General features: G+C 60.4%; 13 protein-coding genes and 1 other RNA gene. 6 read left to right on the top strand and 8 right to left on the bottom strand.

Features of this window, described 5'->3' with window-relative positions; translation table 11 throughout:
* Window position 1 precedes the first annotated feature (1 nt).
* Window positions 2–2440, top strand: coding sequence for a Lon protease family protein (locus AC07OV_RS13810; protein ID WP_176998450.1), 2439 nt, complete (start codon window positions 2–4; stop codon window positions 2438–2440).
* A gap of 251 nt (window positions 2441–2691) precedes the next feature.
* Complete coding sequence (locus AC07OV_RS13805) at window positions 2692–3021, top strand: PA4575 family protein (RefSeq protein ID WP_495092403.1); 330 nt, start codon at window positions 2692–2694, stop codon at window positions 3019–3021.
* A gap of 3 nt (window positions 3022–3024) precedes the next feature.
* On the opposite strand, the gene AC07OV_RS13800 is transcribed toward AC07OV_RS13805, so the two are convergent.
* Complete coding sequence (locus tag AC07OV_RS13800; RefSeq protein WP_495092402.1) at window positions 3025–4848, bottom strand: hypothetical protein; 1824 nt, start codon at window positions 4846–4848, stop codon at window positions 3025–3027.
* 163 nt (window positions 4849–5011) lie between these two features.
* On the opposite strand from AC07OV_RS13800, the gene AC07OV_RS13795 reads away from it, so the two are divergent.
* The gene (locus AC07OV_RS13795) at window positions 5012–5500 is read left to right on the top strand and encodes a TIGR00645 family protein (protein ID WP_016976786.1); all 489 of its coding nucleotides are present in this window, start codon (window positions 5012–5014) and stop codon (window positions 5498–5500) included.
* A 15-nt stretch (window positions 5501–5515) separates the two neighbouring features.
* Here AC07OV_RS13795 and AC07OV_RS13790 read toward each other — a convergent pair whose 3' ends face one another.
* From AC07OV_RS13790 to AC07OV_RS13765, 6 genes are all read right to left on the bottom strand, one after another.
* Window positions 5516–6949 carry an ArnT family glycosyltransferase gene (locus AC07OV_RS13790; protein WP_495092401.1) on the bottom strand — a complete coding sequence of 478 codons (1434 nt, stop codon included), beginning with the start codon at window positions 6947–6949 and terminating at the stop codon, window positions 5516–5518.
* A 136-nt stretch (window positions 6950–7085) separates the two neighbouring features.
* Window positions 7086–8111: a hypothetical protein gene (locus AC07OV_RS13785; RefSeq protein WP_495092400.1), complete on the bottom strand. Its 1026-nt coding sequence runs from the start codon at window positions 8109–8111 to the stop codon at window positions 7086–7088.
* Window positions 8112–8252: 141 nt separating this feature from the next.
* Window positions 8253–8649, bottom strand: a transfer-messenger RNA (tmRNA) gene (gene ssrA / locus AC07OV_RS13780).
* A gap of 101 nt (window positions 8650–8750) precedes the next feature.
* Complete coding sequence (locus AC07OV_RS13775; protein WP_495092399.1) at window positions 8751–9032, bottom strand: PA2433 domain-containing protein; 282 nt, start codon at window positions 9030–9032, stop codon at window positions 8751–8753.
* A gap of 136 nt (window positions 9033–9168) precedes the next feature.
* Window positions 9169–11979 carry an FAD-binding and (Fe-S)-binding domain-containing protein gene (locus tag AC07OV_RS13770; RefSeq protein WP_495092398.1) on the bottom strand — a complete coding sequence of 937 codons (2811 nt, stop codon included), beginning with the start codon at window positions 11977–11979 and terminating at the stop codon, window positions 9169–9171.
* Window positions 11980–12049: 70 nt separating this feature from the next.
* Window positions 12050–13744, bottom strand: coding sequence for a lactate permease LctP family transporter (locus AC07OV_RS13765; protein WP_495092397.1), 1695 nt, complete (start codon window positions 13742–13744; stop codon window positions 12050–12052).
* A gap of 250 nt (window positions 13745–13994) precedes the next feature.
* Between AC07OV_RS13765 and AC07OV_RS13760 the strand changes: the two genes are divergently transcribed.
* On the top strand, window positions 13995–14762 hold the full coding sequence (locus tag AC07OV_RS13760; protein ID WP_176998436.1) for a GntR family transcriptional regulator: 768 nt from the start codon (window positions 13995–13997) through the stop codon (window positions 14760–14762).
* A 36-nt stretch (window positions 14763–14798) separates the two neighbouring features.
* On the opposite strand, the gene smpB is transcribed toward AC07OV_RS13760, so the two are convergent.
* Window positions 14799–15281 carry an SsrA-binding protein SmpB gene (gene smpB, locus AC07OV_RS13755; protein ID WP_176998554.1) on the bottom strand — a complete coding sequence of 161 codons (483 nt, stop codon included), beginning with the start codon at window positions 15279–15281 and terminating at the stop codon, window positions 14799–14801.
* A gap of 166 nt (window positions 15282–15447) precedes the next feature.
* On the opposite strand from smpB, the gene AC07OV_RS13750 reads away from it, so the two are divergent.
* Window positions 15448–15882 carry a type II toxin-antitoxin system RatA family toxin gene (locus tag AC07OV_RS13750; RefSeq protein WP_495092396.1) on the top strand — a complete coding sequence of 145 codons (435 nt, stop codon included), beginning with the start codon at window positions 15448–15450 and terminating at the stop codon, window positions 15880–15882.
* Window positions 15875–16177, top strand: a complete 303-nt coding sequence (locus AC07OV_RS13745; protein WP_494997786.1) for an RnfH family protein — start codon at window positions 15875–15877, stop codon at window positions 16175–16177. The genes AC07OV_RS13750 and AC07OV_RS13745 overlap by 8 nt, the downstream gene beginning before the upstream one ends.
* Window positions 16178–16216: the final 39 nt, after the last annotated feature.

Here is a 16216-nt window from a genome sequence, read left to right as displayed (position 1 = left end):
GATGCCTGATCCTGTTGCTGCCAGCTTGCGTCTAGCGCCCGAAGCGCTGACTCGTCCTTTTTCCGCTGAACAGTTCAGCTTCTCGACCACCAATGATTTGGAGCCCTTTCGCGGTGTGCTTGGCCAGGAACGTGCGGTTGAAGCCTTGCAGTTCGGTGTGGCCATGCCACGCCCCGGTTACAACGTGTTTGTCATGGGCGAGCCCGGTACCGGCCGCTTTTCGTTCGTCAAACGCTACCTGAAGGCAGAAGGTAAACGCCTGCAGACCCCGTCGGACTGGGTCTATGTGAACAATTTCGATGAGCCTCGCGAACCCCGTGCGCTGGAACTGCCCGCGGGCGGCGCGGCGGCGTTCATCAGTGACATCAGCGGGTTGATCGACAACCTGGTGGCCACCTTCCCGGCCGTGTTCGAACACCCCACCTACCAGCAGCGCAAAAGCGCCATCGACCGCGCTTTCAACCAGCGCTACGACAAGGCCCTGGACGTGATTGAACGCCTGGCCCTGGAAAAGGACGTGGCGCTGTACCGCGACAGCTCCAACATCGCCTTTACCCCGATGCTCGACGGCAAGGCCCTGGACGAAGCCGAGTTTTCGCAGCTGCCGGAAGCCGACCGCGAGCGCTTCCACACGGATATTTCCGAGCTGGAAGAGCGCCTCAATGAAGAGTTGGCCAGCCTTCCACAGTGGAAGCGCGAGTCGAACAACCAACTGCGCCAGTTCAACGAAGAAACCATCACCCTGGCCCTGCAGCCATTGCTCTCGCCGCTGTCGGAAAAGTACGCGGAAAACGCGGCGGTCTGCGGTTACCTGCAAGCCATGCAGGTGTACTTGCTGAAAACCGTGGTCGAGCAATTGGTCGACGACGCCAAGACCGACGCCCAGGCGCGCAAGCTGCTCGAAGAGCAATACTGCCCGAGCCTGGTGGTGGGCCACCCGATCAACGGCGGCGCGCCGGTGGTGTTTGAACCGCACCCGACTTACGACAACCTGTTCGGCCGTATCGAATACAGCACCGACCAGGGCGCGCTCTACACCACCTACCGGCAATTGCGCCCTGGCGCTTTGCACCGCGCCAATGGCGGCTTTTTGATCCTCGAAGCCGAGAAAATGCTCGGCGAGCCGTTTGTGTGGGACGCGCTCAAGCGTTCCCTGCAGTCGCGCAAGCTGAAGATGGAATCGCCGCTGGGCGAACTGGGCCGTCTGGCTACCGTCACCCTGAACCCGCAGATGATTCCGTTGCAGGTCAAGGTGATCATCATCGGTTCGCGCCAGCTGTACTACGCGTTGCAAGACGCCGATCCGGATTTCCAGGAGATGTTCCGGGTGCTGGTGGACTTCGACGAAGACATCCCGATGGTGGACGAGAGCCTGGAGCAGTTCGCCCAGTTGCTCAAAACCCGCACCTCGGAAGAAGGCATGGCGCCGCTGACGTCGGACGCCGTGGCGCGCCTGGCCACCTACAGCGCGCGCTTGGCCGAGCACCAGGGGCGCTTATCGGCGCGTATTGGTGACCTGTTCCAGCTGGTCAGCGAAGCGGATTTCATCCGCCACCTGGCCGGCGACGAGATGACCGATTCCGGGCATATCGAGCGGGCGCTCAAGGCCAAGGCCACGCGCACCGGGCGCGTGTCGGCGCGGATTCTCGACGACATGCTCGCCGGGGTGATCCTGATCGACACCGCAGGCGCGGCCGTGGGCAAGTGCAACGGGTTGACGGTGCTGGAGGTGGGCGACTCGGCCTTCGGTGTGCCGGCGCGGATTTCCGCCACGGTGTACCCGGGCGGCAGTGGCATTGTCGACATTGAGCGTGAGGTTAACCTCGGCCAGCCGATTCACTCCAAGGGCGTGATGATCCTCACCGGTTACCTGGGCAGTCGTTATGCCCAGGAATTCCCGCTGGCCATCTCGGCGAGCATCGCGCTGGAGCAGTCCTACGGTTATGTGGACGGCGACAGTGCGTCCCTGGGCGAGGCGTGCACCTTGATTTCGGCCCTGTCGAAGACGCCGCTCAAGCAGTGCTTTGCCATTACCGGCTCGATCAACCAGTTTGGCGAAGTGCAGGCGGTGGGCGGGGTCAACGAGAAGATCGAAGGCTTCTTCCGCCTGTGCGAAGCGCGCGGCTTGACCGGCGAGCAGGGGGCGATCATTCCCCAGGCCAACGTGGCCACGCTGATGCTTGATGAGAAGGTGCTGCAGGCCGTACGTGCCGGGCAGTTCCATATCTATGCGGTGCGCCAGGCGGACGAGGCGTTGAGCCTGTTGGTGGGCGAGGATGCCGGTGAGCCGGATGCCGAGGGGCAATTCCCGGAGGGCACCGTCAATGCCCGCGTAGTCGAACGCTTGCGTGCGATTGCCGAGATGATCAGCGAGGAAGACCTGAAAGAGGCGGAAAAGGAGCTGGCGCAGCAAGCGCTGGCCGAAGCCAAGCCCACCTGACACACCTTTGTAGGAGCCGGCTTGCCGGCGATGGCGGCGTGTCAGTTAGAGCAATGTTGACTGACATACTACGGGGTGAGGTGTCAGTAAATTGGCTGTTTTTGTGGGGCCAACGCCCGTTGGTCCCTACAACCTTGGTTTGTCGTGGTTTTCTTCTATTCTCTGCTCAAGGGATATCCACAGGAGTCGCTGGATAGAGACAGCCTCGCCGTGCGCTGAGGTTGAACACCGATCTACCGAGGGTCGCCGCCATGCCGCGCAACCTTTGCCTTACCCGTCAATGCCTGGGCCTGGTCACCCGTATCGAATGCTCCATTCGCCCGCTCGCCGGGGATAACGGGATGTGGACCTTGCTGTTTGCGGCCGGGATGACCGGCGAACAGCCGTCCACCATCAAGTCCCAAGGCCCGTTTCATGGGCCCTTCGTGGCAGAAACCATCCTGGAATCGATTGTCGACAGCCTCACGCTGCACGGCTACGAGAAAGCGGGCGACCCGCAGATCTGGAGCCTGCACATGCAGGCCCACCTGCGACAGCTCAACGGCGGGCGCTCACAGACGGTCAGTGATACCCATCAATGACCGCTATTGCGCCTGCGGCTTGTCCAGCTTGACCTCGAAGCCGTATTGCACGGTGTTCAGGTCGGTGCGCTGGTAGCTTTCCAGCACGGTCGGCTGGCCGTAGAAATAATGTACGTCAAACATCGCCGTGCCGTATTCCTCGGCGCGGTGGCTGACACCGAGGATTTCCTTGAGGTAGTTGCCGCTGGCGTCCTTGGCGTAGAAGCGCCAGCTGTCGGACGGGAATGCCTTCTGGTCGACGATCAGCGCGTTGTCCTTGAGCGTCAGGCCCTTGGGCAGCTTGGCGACGTCAATCGTGGCCTTTTCGATGTTGGCCAGGAACAGCGGGATCGAACCCACCACAAACGCCGGGTTTTCCGGGAACAGGTTGAGGTCGTAGGTCAGCGTGCCACGGGCTGCGTCCAGCTCAAACGCCTCGGTGGGCAACTCGATGGGCTCACCGCGCTCGCCCTTGTCGTCGGCCGTGAAGAAGGTGATGGGTTCTTCGCTGCTGTTGCGTTCGCTGCCGACCAGGTCGTCGTTGAAGGTGAACGGGTGGTCGAACACGATGTGCGCGGCGCTGGCGTCTTCGGTCGACTGGGTGATGGTGACGCTTTTTTTCAATTGGTCTTCGGTCAGCGTCGCGTCTTTGAGCCAGCTGGCGGCGCTGTCGTCATACACCGTGACGGGCATCGGCAAGGCTTGCACGGTTTTTTGCAGGCTGTTCTTGTCGAAGCGCATCACCGGCAGGTCGAGGTCCTTGTGCGTGACCGTCGCCTTGGAGAAGTCCAGCACGTTGACCTGCAGGCTATCGATCACGCCGTTGAAGTACACCTTGGCGTAGTGGCTGCTCTGTTTGTGCTCGAACGCCTTTTGTTCGTCGCTCAGTTGCTTTTCAAATGCGTCGGACCAGGCCTTCTGCTTTTGCATCTCGGCCAGTTGTTTCTCGTAGAACGCCACCTGGGCGCTGCTCTCGTTGATCGAGCCCGCGCGGGTGAGGAATTGCCCGGTGGTGTCGCGTGCCTGCACCAGCAACGGGTTAGGCGATTCGTCGCCCACTTCCGGGGCGAGGGGCGCGCTGGTGGTCAGTTCGATCTCGGCGTAGTTCTTTTCAAGCAGCAGCAGGTTGAGGGTGATATCGCCCTCGGTGCGCTTGCGGCCCACGTCTTTTTTCGACAGGTCGAAGGTCAGCACCTTGCCGGGGGCAACCACTTCCACCGCACCTTTGAGGCTGACCGGTTGCGGCTGGCTCTTGTTCTCAGTCTCTACGCCATCGATGAACGGGTAGGTCACCGTCAGGTCATCAGGGTTGGTCAGGTTGGAACTGCTGGGGCTCAGTTGGATGCCCGGGTCGGTTTCCGACCATTCAGGCTGGAAGGGAATGACCTTGTTGTTGCTCAAGGTCACCGACTGCCATTCCAGCCCGTGGGGGAAAGGGAACTGGTCGGGGCTGTTGAAGTTGAACGGGAAGACCGGCTGCAGATCGGTCAGGTAGTCGGAGTGCGAGGCTTTGCGCAGCACGAACAGGCCATTGATGTAGGTGTCCACCAAGGCTTGGGGCGTGGGGTAGTGTTTGATCAGGGCCAGGGTGTCTTCGCCGTATTCGGCCTCGATAGGCTTTTCGGCGAGCTTTACGCGCGCCCGCTCCAGCAAGAGCAGCGAGCCGCCGAGATCAGCAATGGCGTCGCGCAGCTTGGGATCCTGGATGCTGTCCAGGGACTGCTCGAACTTGGCGGTTCTCTCTTCGAGGGTGGCTTGCTTCTGCTCTTCTTTGGGGGAGCAGCCGCCGCTCATCAACAGCATCGCACCCAGGCCGATAGTGGCCAAATGGGATCGCACATCCATCATCTGAGTTTTTCCTGTTCGACGTCATCGAGCCGATTTGATGGGCTCGACACTAGCAGAAAAATTCTCTTACAGATGCCGCTCAGGTCAGTTTTCTCGCGGTGACAGGTGTCTTGTAGCGGCTGGTATACTCGCGGCCATTTTTAGCCAAGCTGTGTGAGATCCAATGGAACGCTTTATCGAAAATGCTATGTACGCCTCGCGCTGGCTGCTGGCGCCAATCTATTTCGGCTTGTCCCTGGGGTTGCTGGCGCTGGCGCTGAAATTCTTCCAGGAAGTGATTCACCTGCTGCCGAGCGTGTTCTCGATGGCCGAGTCCGAGCTGATCCTGGTGCTGCTGTCGTTGATCGACATGGCCCTGGTCGGCGGCTTGCTGGTGATGGTGATGATCTCCGGCTACGAGAACTTCGTCTCGCAGCTGGATATCGATGAGAGCAAGGAAAAGCTCAACTGGCTGGGCACCATGGACTCTTCGTCGCTGAAGATGAAGGTGGCGGCGTCCATCGTGGCTATTTCCTCCATCCACCTGTTGCGCATCTTCATGGACGCCAAGAACGTCGATCCGCAGCATCTGATGTGGTACGTCATCATCCACATGACCTTCGTGATCTCGGCGTTTGCCATGGGTTACCTGGACAAGGTCACCAAGCACTGATGCCTTGCGCCGGCCTTACTGCTCGACGAAGTAGTAAGGCTGGCGATTGATCGCCATCTCCTTGATGACCGTGACCTTCTCGGTCAGTTGTTCGGTACGGTTCATCAGCGCCACGTTGCCCGGCTTGGCCGTGAGGAACGTGCGCAACTGCGCTTCGGTCTGCAGGATCGGCAAGTAAGCCTGCAGATAGAACACGCTGGCCCCGGCAATCCGCTCGTTGGGCTGGAACAACACCACTTCCTTACCTTGCGCTTGCAGCGCCTGCACCTGGCTGATCACCGGGACGAACGACTGACGCACGTCCGCTTTGGGCGCAAACCAGAAGGCTGCAATCAGGTAGCAGGCGACCGCCAGGGTAAACACGCTGCCGATCACGGCCTTATGGTGTTTGTACAGCGACGGCTTGTGCTGCTTGGCCCACTCCAGCACGACGCGGGCGTATTCGGCGGCCAGCACGGCGGCGGCCGGCGTCAGCGCCATGAGGTAGACCGTGCGCTTGCTGGAGGCCAGGGTCAGCAGGGTGAATTGCGCCACCAGCCAGATGCTGAAAAACAGGTAGTAGCGGTTGCGCACCAGGCTCTTACGGAAATGCCACAGCCCCAGGTACACCAGGATGTTCCATGGCAGGAACGCTTCGGGCAGTTTGGCGATGTAGTAGTAGAACGGTTCGTAGTGTCCGGCTTCGACGAATGAACCGCTGAACCGGCCGACGCTGTTGGTCCACAACACTTCGCCCACGGCCTGCATCCCGCCGCGCTGGAACAGGAAGCCCAGCCAGATCATCAGCGGCACCAGCGCCAGCAAGGTGAACAGCCCCGGCTTGAGCCAGTCACCGATACGCAGGCGCTTGTCCAGCACTGTGGTCGCGACCAGGTACACGAAGATCACAATGCCCGGCATTGCCAGGCCCAATACGCCTTTACTCAGCGTGGCGATCACCATCCCGGCAGTAAACAACGCCCACGCCCAGGCAGCGGCGCCTTGGCGGTCGGGTCGTACCGCCTGGTAGAACCCAAGCAATGCAGTGGTCACGCCCAGGCTGAGCAAGGAGTCCTCGCCAACACCCCGCACGTTGCCCCAGTAACTGGCCATGGTCGCAAGGATCAGGGCGGCGCAGAACGCCAATGTTTTCGGGCGGCCAAAGGTGCGCAGCATCCCGTAGAACAGCATCACGCTGAACAGCCCGGCGAACGCCGAGGCCAGGCGCACCGCGCCGGTGCTGGCGCCAAACAGGCGAATGGCGCCGGCGTCCAGCCACAGGCTCAGAGGCGGTTTTTCAAGGAAGGGTTCACGAAACAGCTGGGGCACCACCCAGTTGTTATCCAGGTGCATGGCCATGGCGATCCCGGCGACGCGGGCTTCGGTGGAGCCCTGCAGTTCATGGTTACCCAGGGCAAAGAAGAACAACAAACCAGCGAGCAGGAGCAGCAGAGGAGCAGGACGCGTCATAGTACTGGCAACCGAGGCAAGGGACCGTTCGGGGGGAACGGCCGTGGCAATCGGCTAGTATCTGTCAGCATTTCTGAATATTTCGTGAATGAGTGTCAGTTTTTTGTAAGGCGCCCTTGTGTGCCTGCTCTGGCAGTCAGGGGGTCTTCAAACTGAGCAGTGCGGCTTTGCCTTCTGCTGTCAGTACCGGCTCCAACTGCTCCCAGGTAAAACTCAATTCGTTGTCACAGCCATCGCCCTGGGCGGGTGTCGAAAGCTGCATCCCTTCGGTATTGAAGCTCAAGTCGAAGGTGGAGTAACTGGTCACCGCCGGGCAGCCTTCGTCAATGCTGGTCTGTTTGGCGAGCCATGCGCTGAAGGGCGCTGGTAACTTGATCTGGCCGGAGTAGGGGTTGTCCCACGCTTCACGGCCACCCAGCCAGGTCCATGGGTCGACGCTGTCGCCGGTTTGCAGGTTCCAGGTGTGCAGGCCCCAACTGATGCCACCGCGCCCATAGCCGGCCGTCCATCGGTAGAACCGCACGGTGATCCAGTGCGAGGACCAATAGTGCGGCTCCACACTGATCTCGCTGGTCGACGTGCCGCCGCCCTGGTCCAGTGAATTGCGCCGCTCCCGATAGAAATCGGCCTGGCCATCCGAGCTGATAGCCATGCGCGCCAGGTCCCGGTTGATCTTGTCGATGGCCGCGCCCTCACCTTCGAGTTTGAGGATGACCTGGCCGCCTTGGGTCTTCACCTGATAGGCGTGCTCATGGAAGGTGTTTTTCTCCACCTTCACCGGCGGCGGCAGCGCTTCGATGGCGTTGTTGTAGGCATCGCTGGCGCAGCTGTCGACGTCTATGCGTTTCAGCGACAACGCTAAGCCTTTGCCGCCCGGGGTTTTGCTCCAGGTGCCGGTCAGCGTATCGCCTTGGGGTTCGTCCAGTTGCCAGAAACCGCTGTTGCCTTCTTCGGCCCAGGGTTCACTCGCGTTGGCTTGGGTCAGCTGGATCGGCGTGAGGATGCGTTGGTAGTAGTAACTGCCATTGGCCCCATGCGCGCCGTTGAAGCACGCGGTGATGGCGGATTTGCCCAAGGTGCCTTGCCACACGCCGGCGAGGTCGGCAGCGGTGGTGATTAGCGGGGTGCAGGCGAGTGCGAGGACGGCGAGGGGCTTGAGCACGGGTATCGGACTTCCAATTGTCTGATAGAGGGGGTCAGGGTAATGGGAAGTGTGGGGGGATTCCAGAGGGGGTGGGCGGTGCTTTCCAAACCCCAGAAACAACAAAACCCGCACTTGACGGGTTTTGTCGATGCTTCGAATTGGTGGAGCCGGGGGGATTTGAACCCCCGTCCGCCAGTACTCCGCTGTCGGTACTACATGCGTAGCCGTTTCTATTAAGTTAACCCTCAGCGACCCGAAGGGCAGGGTGCTTTGGGCGAGTTGTGTAAGTTTTAGCCGCTTCGTCCACAACGTACTGCACGGCGATTCTGTTCTATATGACAATCACTTTGGGTTTACAGACATCCCCTGGTGATTGCTGGACCCGAAGGTACCAGAAGCTCAGGGCTAAGGCTGCTTACGCAGCGAGAGCGAATTCCTGGCCGTAGTTTTCGTCATTGGCAACTATAAGAAGTTGCAACAGTGGATTTACGAGTTCTGTTACCAACTCGGCATGCACCTAAAGTTTCGCAACCGGCGTCGAATCCTAAACGGCCCCGTGCTTGTAACTCGTTGTTTCTTAGTGAGTGACAAGCTCGTGCAGTGTACGCCAAACGGTCACAGAAGGCCAACCCGAAGGTTGGCCTTGAGCGTCCGTGGTTACTGATTGCCGCCTTTGTCGCCGTTCTGCAGGTCTTGCAGGGCCTTGGAGGTGATCTCGATGCACTTTTTGTCATCGCCTGCTGCGTGAGCTGCCTTGGCCTGGGAGACGGCGGTGTCGATTTCTCCCTTTTTGCCACTGGTATCGGTGGCGAGCAGCGCTTGGCCGTTATTGATTTTGTCCAGGTTGATTGTGCACAGGTCGGGTTCACCGGCCGCGAAAACAGGGGAGGCCAGCATCGCAGCGGTAATGAACAAGCCAGCAAGAGCGGAACGCTTCATAGGGTATCTCCTTGCGCAAAAGGGCTCGACGCTGCTGGCGTTCAACGGCTGCCAGCGACATCACGGATGGGCCTCGTTCGTCGAGGCCTATGCAGATGACTGCGCCGGCGCGCAAGGGTTCTGTTTTTTTGCAGGATTAGTGGGCGCGGGCCTGGGTGACCCGATCCACGAGGTACACCAGCCCGTGGTAGTCGATGCCGCCGTGCTGGCTCAGGCCGATCTCACAGGTGCGGCTGGTGGAGATGCCTTCAGTGCAATATTGCACGGCGTCCTTGAGCGAACGCAGCGAGTGGGCGTTGAGTTCCGGCGTAGTAAAGCCTTTGTCGCCAGCGAAGCCGCAGCAGTGGATACCTTCCGGGACCACCACGGTTTTTGCGCAGCGCCGCGCCAGGTCAATCAAGGCCTGGCTTTCGCCCAAGTGCTGGGTGCTGCAGGTGACGTGTACGGCGATGGGAGCTTCCTGTGGGGTGAAGTCCAGGCGATTCATCAAATGGGTGCGGATGAAACGCACCGGGTCGTACAGGTCCAGGCGCGTTTCGCCGAGGTCCTGCACCAGCCGCAGGGTGCAGGGGCTGGTGTCGCAGTAGATCGGGTCAAGACCGCCACGGCTGGCATGGAGCAGGGCGCCGATCAGTTCCTGGCGTTTGTGCTCGGCCTGTTCGGCGTAGCCTTTGGATGCAAAGGGCTGACCGCAGCAGAGGCTGTCCTGATTGTCAGGAAATACGACTTGGTAACCGGCTTTTTCCAGCAGGCCTCGGGTTTTGTCGTACAGCGACGTCTGTTCCTTGTCGTCGGCTGAAGGGCCCATCGCCCGTGAGACGCAGGCCGCCAGGTACACCACGCGCGGTCGTTCGTCGACGACGGCCGGGCTGAAGCGGATGGCTTTTTCTGGTTGCGGCATGGCATTGGTCCACTGCGGGATCTGCCCTTTGGACAACTGGGTGATTTTCGCCGACAGCCTCGCCAGGCGTGGCGCCCCCAGCAGCATGCGGGCACCATTGGCGACGTGCAGGGTAAAACGTGCGCCTTGCAGTGCTGTGGAGAAATGGCTTGCGAGCCATTCGGCGGTTTTCGGACGATCAGCCTCTTGGGCGCGCAGCTTTTTCACCAGGTCGCCGGTGTTGATGCCCACAGGGCAGCGCTGGGCGCACAGGCCGGTGGCGGCGCAAGTGTCGATGCCTTGATAGTGGTAGGCCGCTTCCAGCTCGGTGATGTCGATGCCCGCACGTTTTTTAGCCTGGATGTCGCGCCAGATCACGATGCGCTGGCGTGGGCTCAACGTCAGGCCTTTGGAGGGGCACACCGGCTCGCAGAAGCCGCACTCGATGCACTTGTCCACCAGCTCGTCGGCGGCCGGCAAAGGCTTGAGGTGCTTGAGGTGAATCTGCGGGTCTTCACTGAGCACCACGTCGGGGTTGAGGATGCCGTTGGGATCGAGCAGGCGTTTGAGTTGCCACATCAGTTGATAGGCTTCGCTGCCCCATTCCAGTTCGACAAAGGGCGCCATGTTGCGGCCGGTGCCGTGCTCGGCTTTCAGCGAGCCGCCAAACTCCACGGCTACCAACTGTGCAACGTCGTCCATGAACGCTTGATAGCGTGCGACTTCTTCGCTGTTGTTGAAGCCTTGGGTGAACACAAAGTGCAGATTGCCTTCCAGGGCGTGTCCGAAAAGGATGGCTTCGTCGTAGTGGTGTTTGTCGAATAGCTCGATCAAACGGTTTACGCCAATGGCCAGTTGCTCGACCGGAAAGGTCACGTCCTCGATGATCACCGTTGTGCCGGTTTTGCGCACGGCGCCGACGGCGGGGAAGGTGTCTTTGCGGATGGCCCACAAGCGGGCGTTTTCAACGGGGTCTTCGGTGAAGTCGACCTGTTTTTCCACAGGGAAAGCGACCAGGGACGCCATGATCAGGGCCAGCTGTTCCTGCAGCAATGAAGACGACGCGGCGCGGGATTCGATCAATAGTGCGCAGGCATGTTCCGACAGGTGCTGTACGAAGTCGGGCATGCCCGGTTTGTTCTGCACCGAGCGCAGGCTGCGTCTGTCCAGCAGCTCGACGGCAGAGACCGGCTGGGTCTTCAGCACGGTCACAGCGTTGCAGCACGTTTCGACATCCGGGAACACAATCAGCGCCGAGGCTTTATTCGGGTGGTCGATCACGGTGTCGTAGGTCACCGCGCTGATAAAGCCCAGGGTGCCCTCGGAACCCACCAGCAGGTGGCTCAGGATATCCAGCGGTTCATCGAAATCCACCAGGGCGTTGAGTGACAAGCCGGTGGTGTTTTTCAGACGGTATTTGTGGCGGATTCTTGCCGCCAGCTCAGTGTTGGCCCGCGTCTCACGACCGAGTGCAGCCAGGCGTTCCAGCAATGGGCCGTGTTGCTTTCTAAACGCGGTAACGCTGGCGGCATCTTCGGTATCCAGGCGGCTGCCGTCGGCCAATACCAGGCGAATACCTGCGAGTGTGTGGTAGGTATTCTGTGCGGTACCGCAACACATGCCGCTGGCATTGTTGGCAACGATGCCGCCGATCTTGCAGGCGTTAATCGAGGCCGGGTCGGGCCCGATCTTGCGGCCGAACGGCGCCAGCCACGCGTTGGCCTGGGCGCCGATCACACCGGGTTGCAGGCGGATCTGCGTGCCTTGCCCGCGAATCTCGCGACCGTTCCAGTTGTCGCCGAGTACCAGCAGGACCGAATCGCTGATGGCTTGGCCGGACAAGCTGGTACCGGCGGCACGGAAGGTCACCGGCACGCGATCGCGCTGGGCCAGTTGCAACAGCGCTACCACTTCGTCTTCCGACTCCACGCGGATAACCAGCTGTGGGATCAGTCGGTAAAAGCTCGCGTCGGTGCCGAAGGCGAGGGTGGAAAGGGGATCGTCGAAGCGTCGATCTTTCGGGATCAGTTGTGCGACGTCGCTCAGAAAAGCAGCAGGCAGGCTCATCGGTCCTCCAGAAATAGCAGACGCCGGACGCAGTGTCCGGCGTCGATTCTTACCCTGTGACGTGCAGGTCTCAGTGCACCAGCATACCGGTGAACCAGTAGGCCTGGGCCAGGGTGATCAGCCCGACGATGGTGGCGAAAAACAGACTGTGCTTGAGGGTGAAGCGGAACAGGTCGGATTCCTTGCCCACCAGCCCGGTCGCCGCACAGGCCACGGCGATTGATTGCGGCGAGATCATCTTGCCGGTCACGCCACCGCTGGTGTTTGCCGCGACCAGCAGGGTGTCGTTGACACCGATCTGGTGTGCGGTGGTGGCTTGCAGCGAACTGAACAGGGCGTTGGACGATGTATCAGAGCCTGTCAGGAAAACCCCCAACCAGCCGAGGAACGGCGAGAAGAACGGGAAGGCTGCGCCGGTAGCAGCCAAGACCAGCGCCATGGTCGACGACATGCCGGAGTAGTTGGTGACGAACGCGAACGCCAGCACCATGCCGATGGACAGGATTGGCCAGCGCAGTTCGTAGAAGGTTTCTTTTAAAGTGGTAAGACCAGTTTTGATGTCGATCTTGAGCACCAGCATCGAGACCAGGGCGGAGAAGAAAATCGCAGTGCCGGTCGCAGAAATCGGGTCCAGCTTGAACACCGCAGGAATGGCGGTCGGGTTGGTCACGATTGGCGCGACTTTGATCACCAACTGATCAAGGTGCGGGATTGCGAAGTTGAACACCCAGCCGTACATCGAGCCGCCAGCGGCGAACATCGCCTTGAAGGGCTTGAGGGTCCAAATGGTTACGAGCACCGTGAGGATCAGGAACGGCGACCAGGCTTTGAAAATCTGCCCCAGGCTGTAGGGCGAGGCGATTGTGCTGCGCGGCTGGCCGAAGCCTCCGGCGCTGGCGGTGATCGCGGCGCCGGAGGTGGCGCCTGCGATCTGCGCGCCGGCCGTGCGCTTGGGTTGCCAGACTTTCAGGAACAGGGTCAGGGCAATCAGGCTGGCCAGGGCGGATGTAATGTCCGGCAGTTCCGGGCCGATGAAATTGGAAGTGAGGTATTGGGTGACGGCAAAGCTCAAGCCCGCAACCAGCGCGGCGGGCCAGGTTTCGCGAACGCCGCGCAGGCCGTCCATCATGAACACCAGCCAGAACGGCACAAACAGCGACAGCAGGGGCAGCTGGCGGCCGGTCATGGCGCCGATCTTGAACGCGTCAATCCCGGTGACTTGGCCTGCAACGATGATCGGGATCCCCAGGGCGCCGAAGGCTACCGGCGCGGTGTTGGCGATCAGGCATAGGCCTGCGGCGTACAGCGGGTTGAAACCCAGGCCCACCAATAATGCGGCAGTGATCGCCACCGGCGCGCCGAAACCGGCAGCCCCTTCCAGAAAGGCGCCGAAGCAGAAACCGATCAGCAGAACCTGCAGGCGTTGGTCGTCGGTGATCGACAGGACCGAGCTGCGGATGATCTCAAACTGGCCGCTCTTGACGGTGAGTTTGTACAAGAAGACTGCTGCGACGATGATCCACGCAATCGGCCAAAGGCCGTAGGCAAAGCCGTAGCCCGCGGCGGCCAGTGCCATGTCCACGGGCATCTGGAAGGCGAAGATCGCCACCAGGATCGATAACGCCAACGTGATGCTGCCGGCCACATGGCCTTTGAGGCGAAATACGGCCAGCGCCAGGAAGAAGAACACGATCGGAATAACGGCGGCCAATGCGGACAGGCCGAGGCTGCCGAGTGGGCTGTAGAGCTGTTGCCAGGTTTGCATAGGGGATGGCCCTGATTGTTGTTGTTTGGTCAGCTTGGATAATTGGTAATACCAATTTACAGTCGCTGTTGGCTAGAGTAAAAGCCTTGCCAGGGGTGTGTCAATTTGCCGCCCGCGAAACTTTGGTCGTAGGGGCGTGGAGGTAGGGTTCTGATCGGGTCAATCGAAGGCGTTCTGATAGGTGCTGCGAGCGCGGCGATAGGCCAGAATAGAGGCCCTGGCGAGTGGTCGGGGTTGTGGAGAATGAGTTATGGGGTTTGATCAGGTGCGTTCGCGCCGTTTGTCTGACGATATTGTCGAGCAGCTTGAGGGCATGATCCTTGAGGGTACGCTGAAGTCGGGCGAGCGCTTGCCAGCTGAGCGCGCATTGGCTGAGCAGTTTGGTGTGTCACGCCCTTCGTTGCGGGAGGCGATTCAGAAGCTGGCGGCCAAGGGGTTGCTGGTGAGTCGGCAGGGCGGCGGCAACTATGTGGCTGAGTCCCTGGGTTCAACCTTCAGTGATCCGCTGTTGCACCTGCTGGAAAACAACCCCGAGGCGCAGCGTGATCTGCTGGAATTTCGTCAGACGCTTGAGGCGTCCTGTGCCTACTACGCCGCGCTGCGTGCCACTGAAGTTGACCGTGAGCGGCTGACCACTGCATTCGAAGCCTTGCAGGATTGCTACACGCGCGCCGATGAGGTGAGTCGGGCGGAAGAGGGCGCGGCCGACGCAAGGTTTCACCTGGCGATTGCCGAGGCCAGCCACAACGCGGTGTTGTTGCACACCATTCGCGGCTTGTTCGATTTGCTCAAGCGAAACGTGGTGACCAACATTGGCGGCATGTACCAGCAGCGTACGGAAACCCGCGACATGCTGATCAATCAGCATCGGGATCTGTACCTGGCGATTATCGAAGGGCGGGCCGAGCAGGCGCGGGAAGTCTCAACACGTCACCTGCTGTACGTGCAGGAAGTGTTGGAAGAAGTGCGTCAGGAAGTGCAGCGCGTAGCGCGAGCGGAGCGTCGCAAGGGCCTGTAGCCCGGGATATGTCCCAAGGCTACGGCGTTGCAGGAATTACTCTTCCTTGCCCTTGTTGCGCACGGCGCGATGCAATTCACGGTTGGAATCGCGTTCGCGCTCGGTGTCGCGCTTGTCGTACTCTTTCTTGCCCTTGCCCAGAGCGATCTCGCATTTGACGAGATGCTTGCTCCAGTACCAGGACAGGCAGACGCACGCGTAGCCTTTTTGCTGCACTGACGCTGCGAGCTTTTCCAGTTCGCGGGCGTTGAGCAGCAGCTTGCGTGTGCGCACCGGGTCGGCAATCACGTGAGTGCTCGCGGTGGTCAGCGGGGTGATATGACTGCCGAGCAGCCATGCCTCGCCATCCTTGAGCAGCACATAGCTGTCGACCAGCTGCAGCTTGTTGGCACGCAGACTCTTTACTTCCCAGCCGGCCAGGACCAGACCAGCCTCGAAACGATGTTCGATGAAGTAATCGTGTCGCGCTTTTTTATTTTGCGCGATGGTCCCTGTGGGGTGTTTCTTTTGTTTAGCCATAGGGGCGGCATTATAGGGAGTTGCGAGCGTGTCGGCTACGGTCAACCTGCGTGCTTGAGCGTGTTGGACGAATCCCGGACAATGCGGGCAATTCTTTGGTTTTTTTCTCTCGCGGATCGGGCTGTTTTTTCGCGATGTTTGCCTCAGCAGTGGAAATAACGCTCACATGACGACGCACATTCAACGCTCGGCCTTGCTGCCTTATCCAGCACAAGCGCTCTATGACCTGGTCAACGACGTGGCGCGTTACCCGGAATTCTTGCCGTGGTGCTCTGCCGCCGAGGTGCTGGAAAGCAGCGATGAGTATATGGTTGCCAGTGTCGGGGTGGCGAAGGGCGGTCTTAGCCAGCATTTTGTTACACGCAATGTGCTGGTGCCGGGCAAGTCCATCGAAATGAACCTGCAGGAAGGACCGTTCACCCAGTTACATGGGGTGTGGGTGTTCAAGGCGTTGACGGACAAGGCCTGCAAGATCAGCCTGGACCTGTCCTTTGATTACGCTGGCCCCATTGTGCGGGCGACGTTGGGGCCTTTGTTCAATCAGGCAGCCAATACATTGGTGGATGCGTTCTGTCAGCGGGCCAAGCAACTGCATGGTTGAGATTGAGGTGGTGTATGCCGCCGAAGACCGTCAGGTGCTGGTCGCGGTTGCGGTGGCGCCGGGTACCAGCTTGAGGGCGGCAGTATTGGCTTCGGGTATCGCCCGGGAGTTTCCTGGCGTGGAACTGGCGGATTGTCCGCTCGGGATTTTCGGCAAGGTGGTAGCTGACCCGGATACGCAAGCAGTGATGGCGGGTGATCGCATCGAGATTTACCGGCCTTTGCTGGCTGACCCTAAAGAGGTGCGACGGCTGCGCGCGGCCAAGGCAGCATTGGTCAAGCGGCAGAACACCTAGGTGTTCTGAGCGACAGGCAACAAAAAGCCCGGCATGCCG

It is taken from the genome of Pseudomonas sp. GW821-FHT09A09 (genome assembly GCF_059418405.1).
Note: the sequence above shows the minus strand (reverse complement) of the source record. Positions and strands in the feature narration are given on the sequence as shown.

Bases quoted from the DNA above. Each gene is read 5' to 3' on its own strand.
- AC07OV_RS13750 (WP_495092396.1), top strand. From the start codon at position 15,448: ATGACGACGCACATTCAACGCTCGGCCTTGCTGCCTTATCCAGCACAA.
- AC07OV_RS13795 (WP_016976786.1), top strand. From the start codon at position 5,012: ATGGAACGCTTTATCGAAAATGCTATGTACGCCTCGCGCTGGCTGCTG.
- AC07OV_RS13760 (WP_176998436.1), top strand. From the start codon at position 13,995: ATGGGGTTTGATCAGGTGCGTTCGCGCCGTTTGTCTGACGATATTGTC.
- smpB (WP_176998554.1), bottom strand. From the start codon at position 15,281: ATGGCTAAACAAAAGAAACACCCCACAGGGACCATCGCGCAAAATAAA.
- AC07OV_RS13790 (WP_495092401.1), bottom strand. From the start codon at position 6,949: ATGACGCGTCCTGCTCCTCTGCTGCTCCTGCTCGCTGGTTTGTTGTTC.
- AC07OV_RS13765 (WP_495092397.1), bottom strand. From the start codon at position 13,744: ATGCAAACCTGGCAACAGCTCTACAGCCCACTCGGCAGCCTCGGCCTG.
- AC07OV_RS13800 (WP_495092402.1), bottom strand. From the start codon at position 4,848: ATGATGGATGTGCGATCCCATTTGGCCACTATCGGCCTGGGTGCGATG.
- AC07OV_RS13805 (WP_495092403.1), top strand. From the start codon at position 2,692: ATGCCGCGCAACCTTTGCCTTACCCGTCAATGCCTGGGCCTGGTCACC.
- AC07OV_RS13770 (WP_495092398.1), bottom strand. From the start codon at position 11,979: ATGAGCCTGCCTGCTGCTTTTCTGAGCGACGTCGCACAACTGATCCCG.
- AC07OV_RS13775 (WP_495092399.1), bottom strand. From the start codon at position 9,032: ATGAAGCGTTCCGCTCTTGCTGGCTTGTTCATTACCGCTGCGATGCTG.
- AC07OV_RS13810 (WP_176998450.1), top strand. From the start codon at position 2: ATGCCTGATCCTGTTGCTGCCAGCTTGCGTCTAGCGCCCGAAGCGCTG.
- AC07OV_RS13745 (WP_494997786.1), top strand. From the start codon at position 15,875: ATGGTTGAGATTGAGGTGGTGTATGCCGCCGAAGACCGTCAGGTGCTG.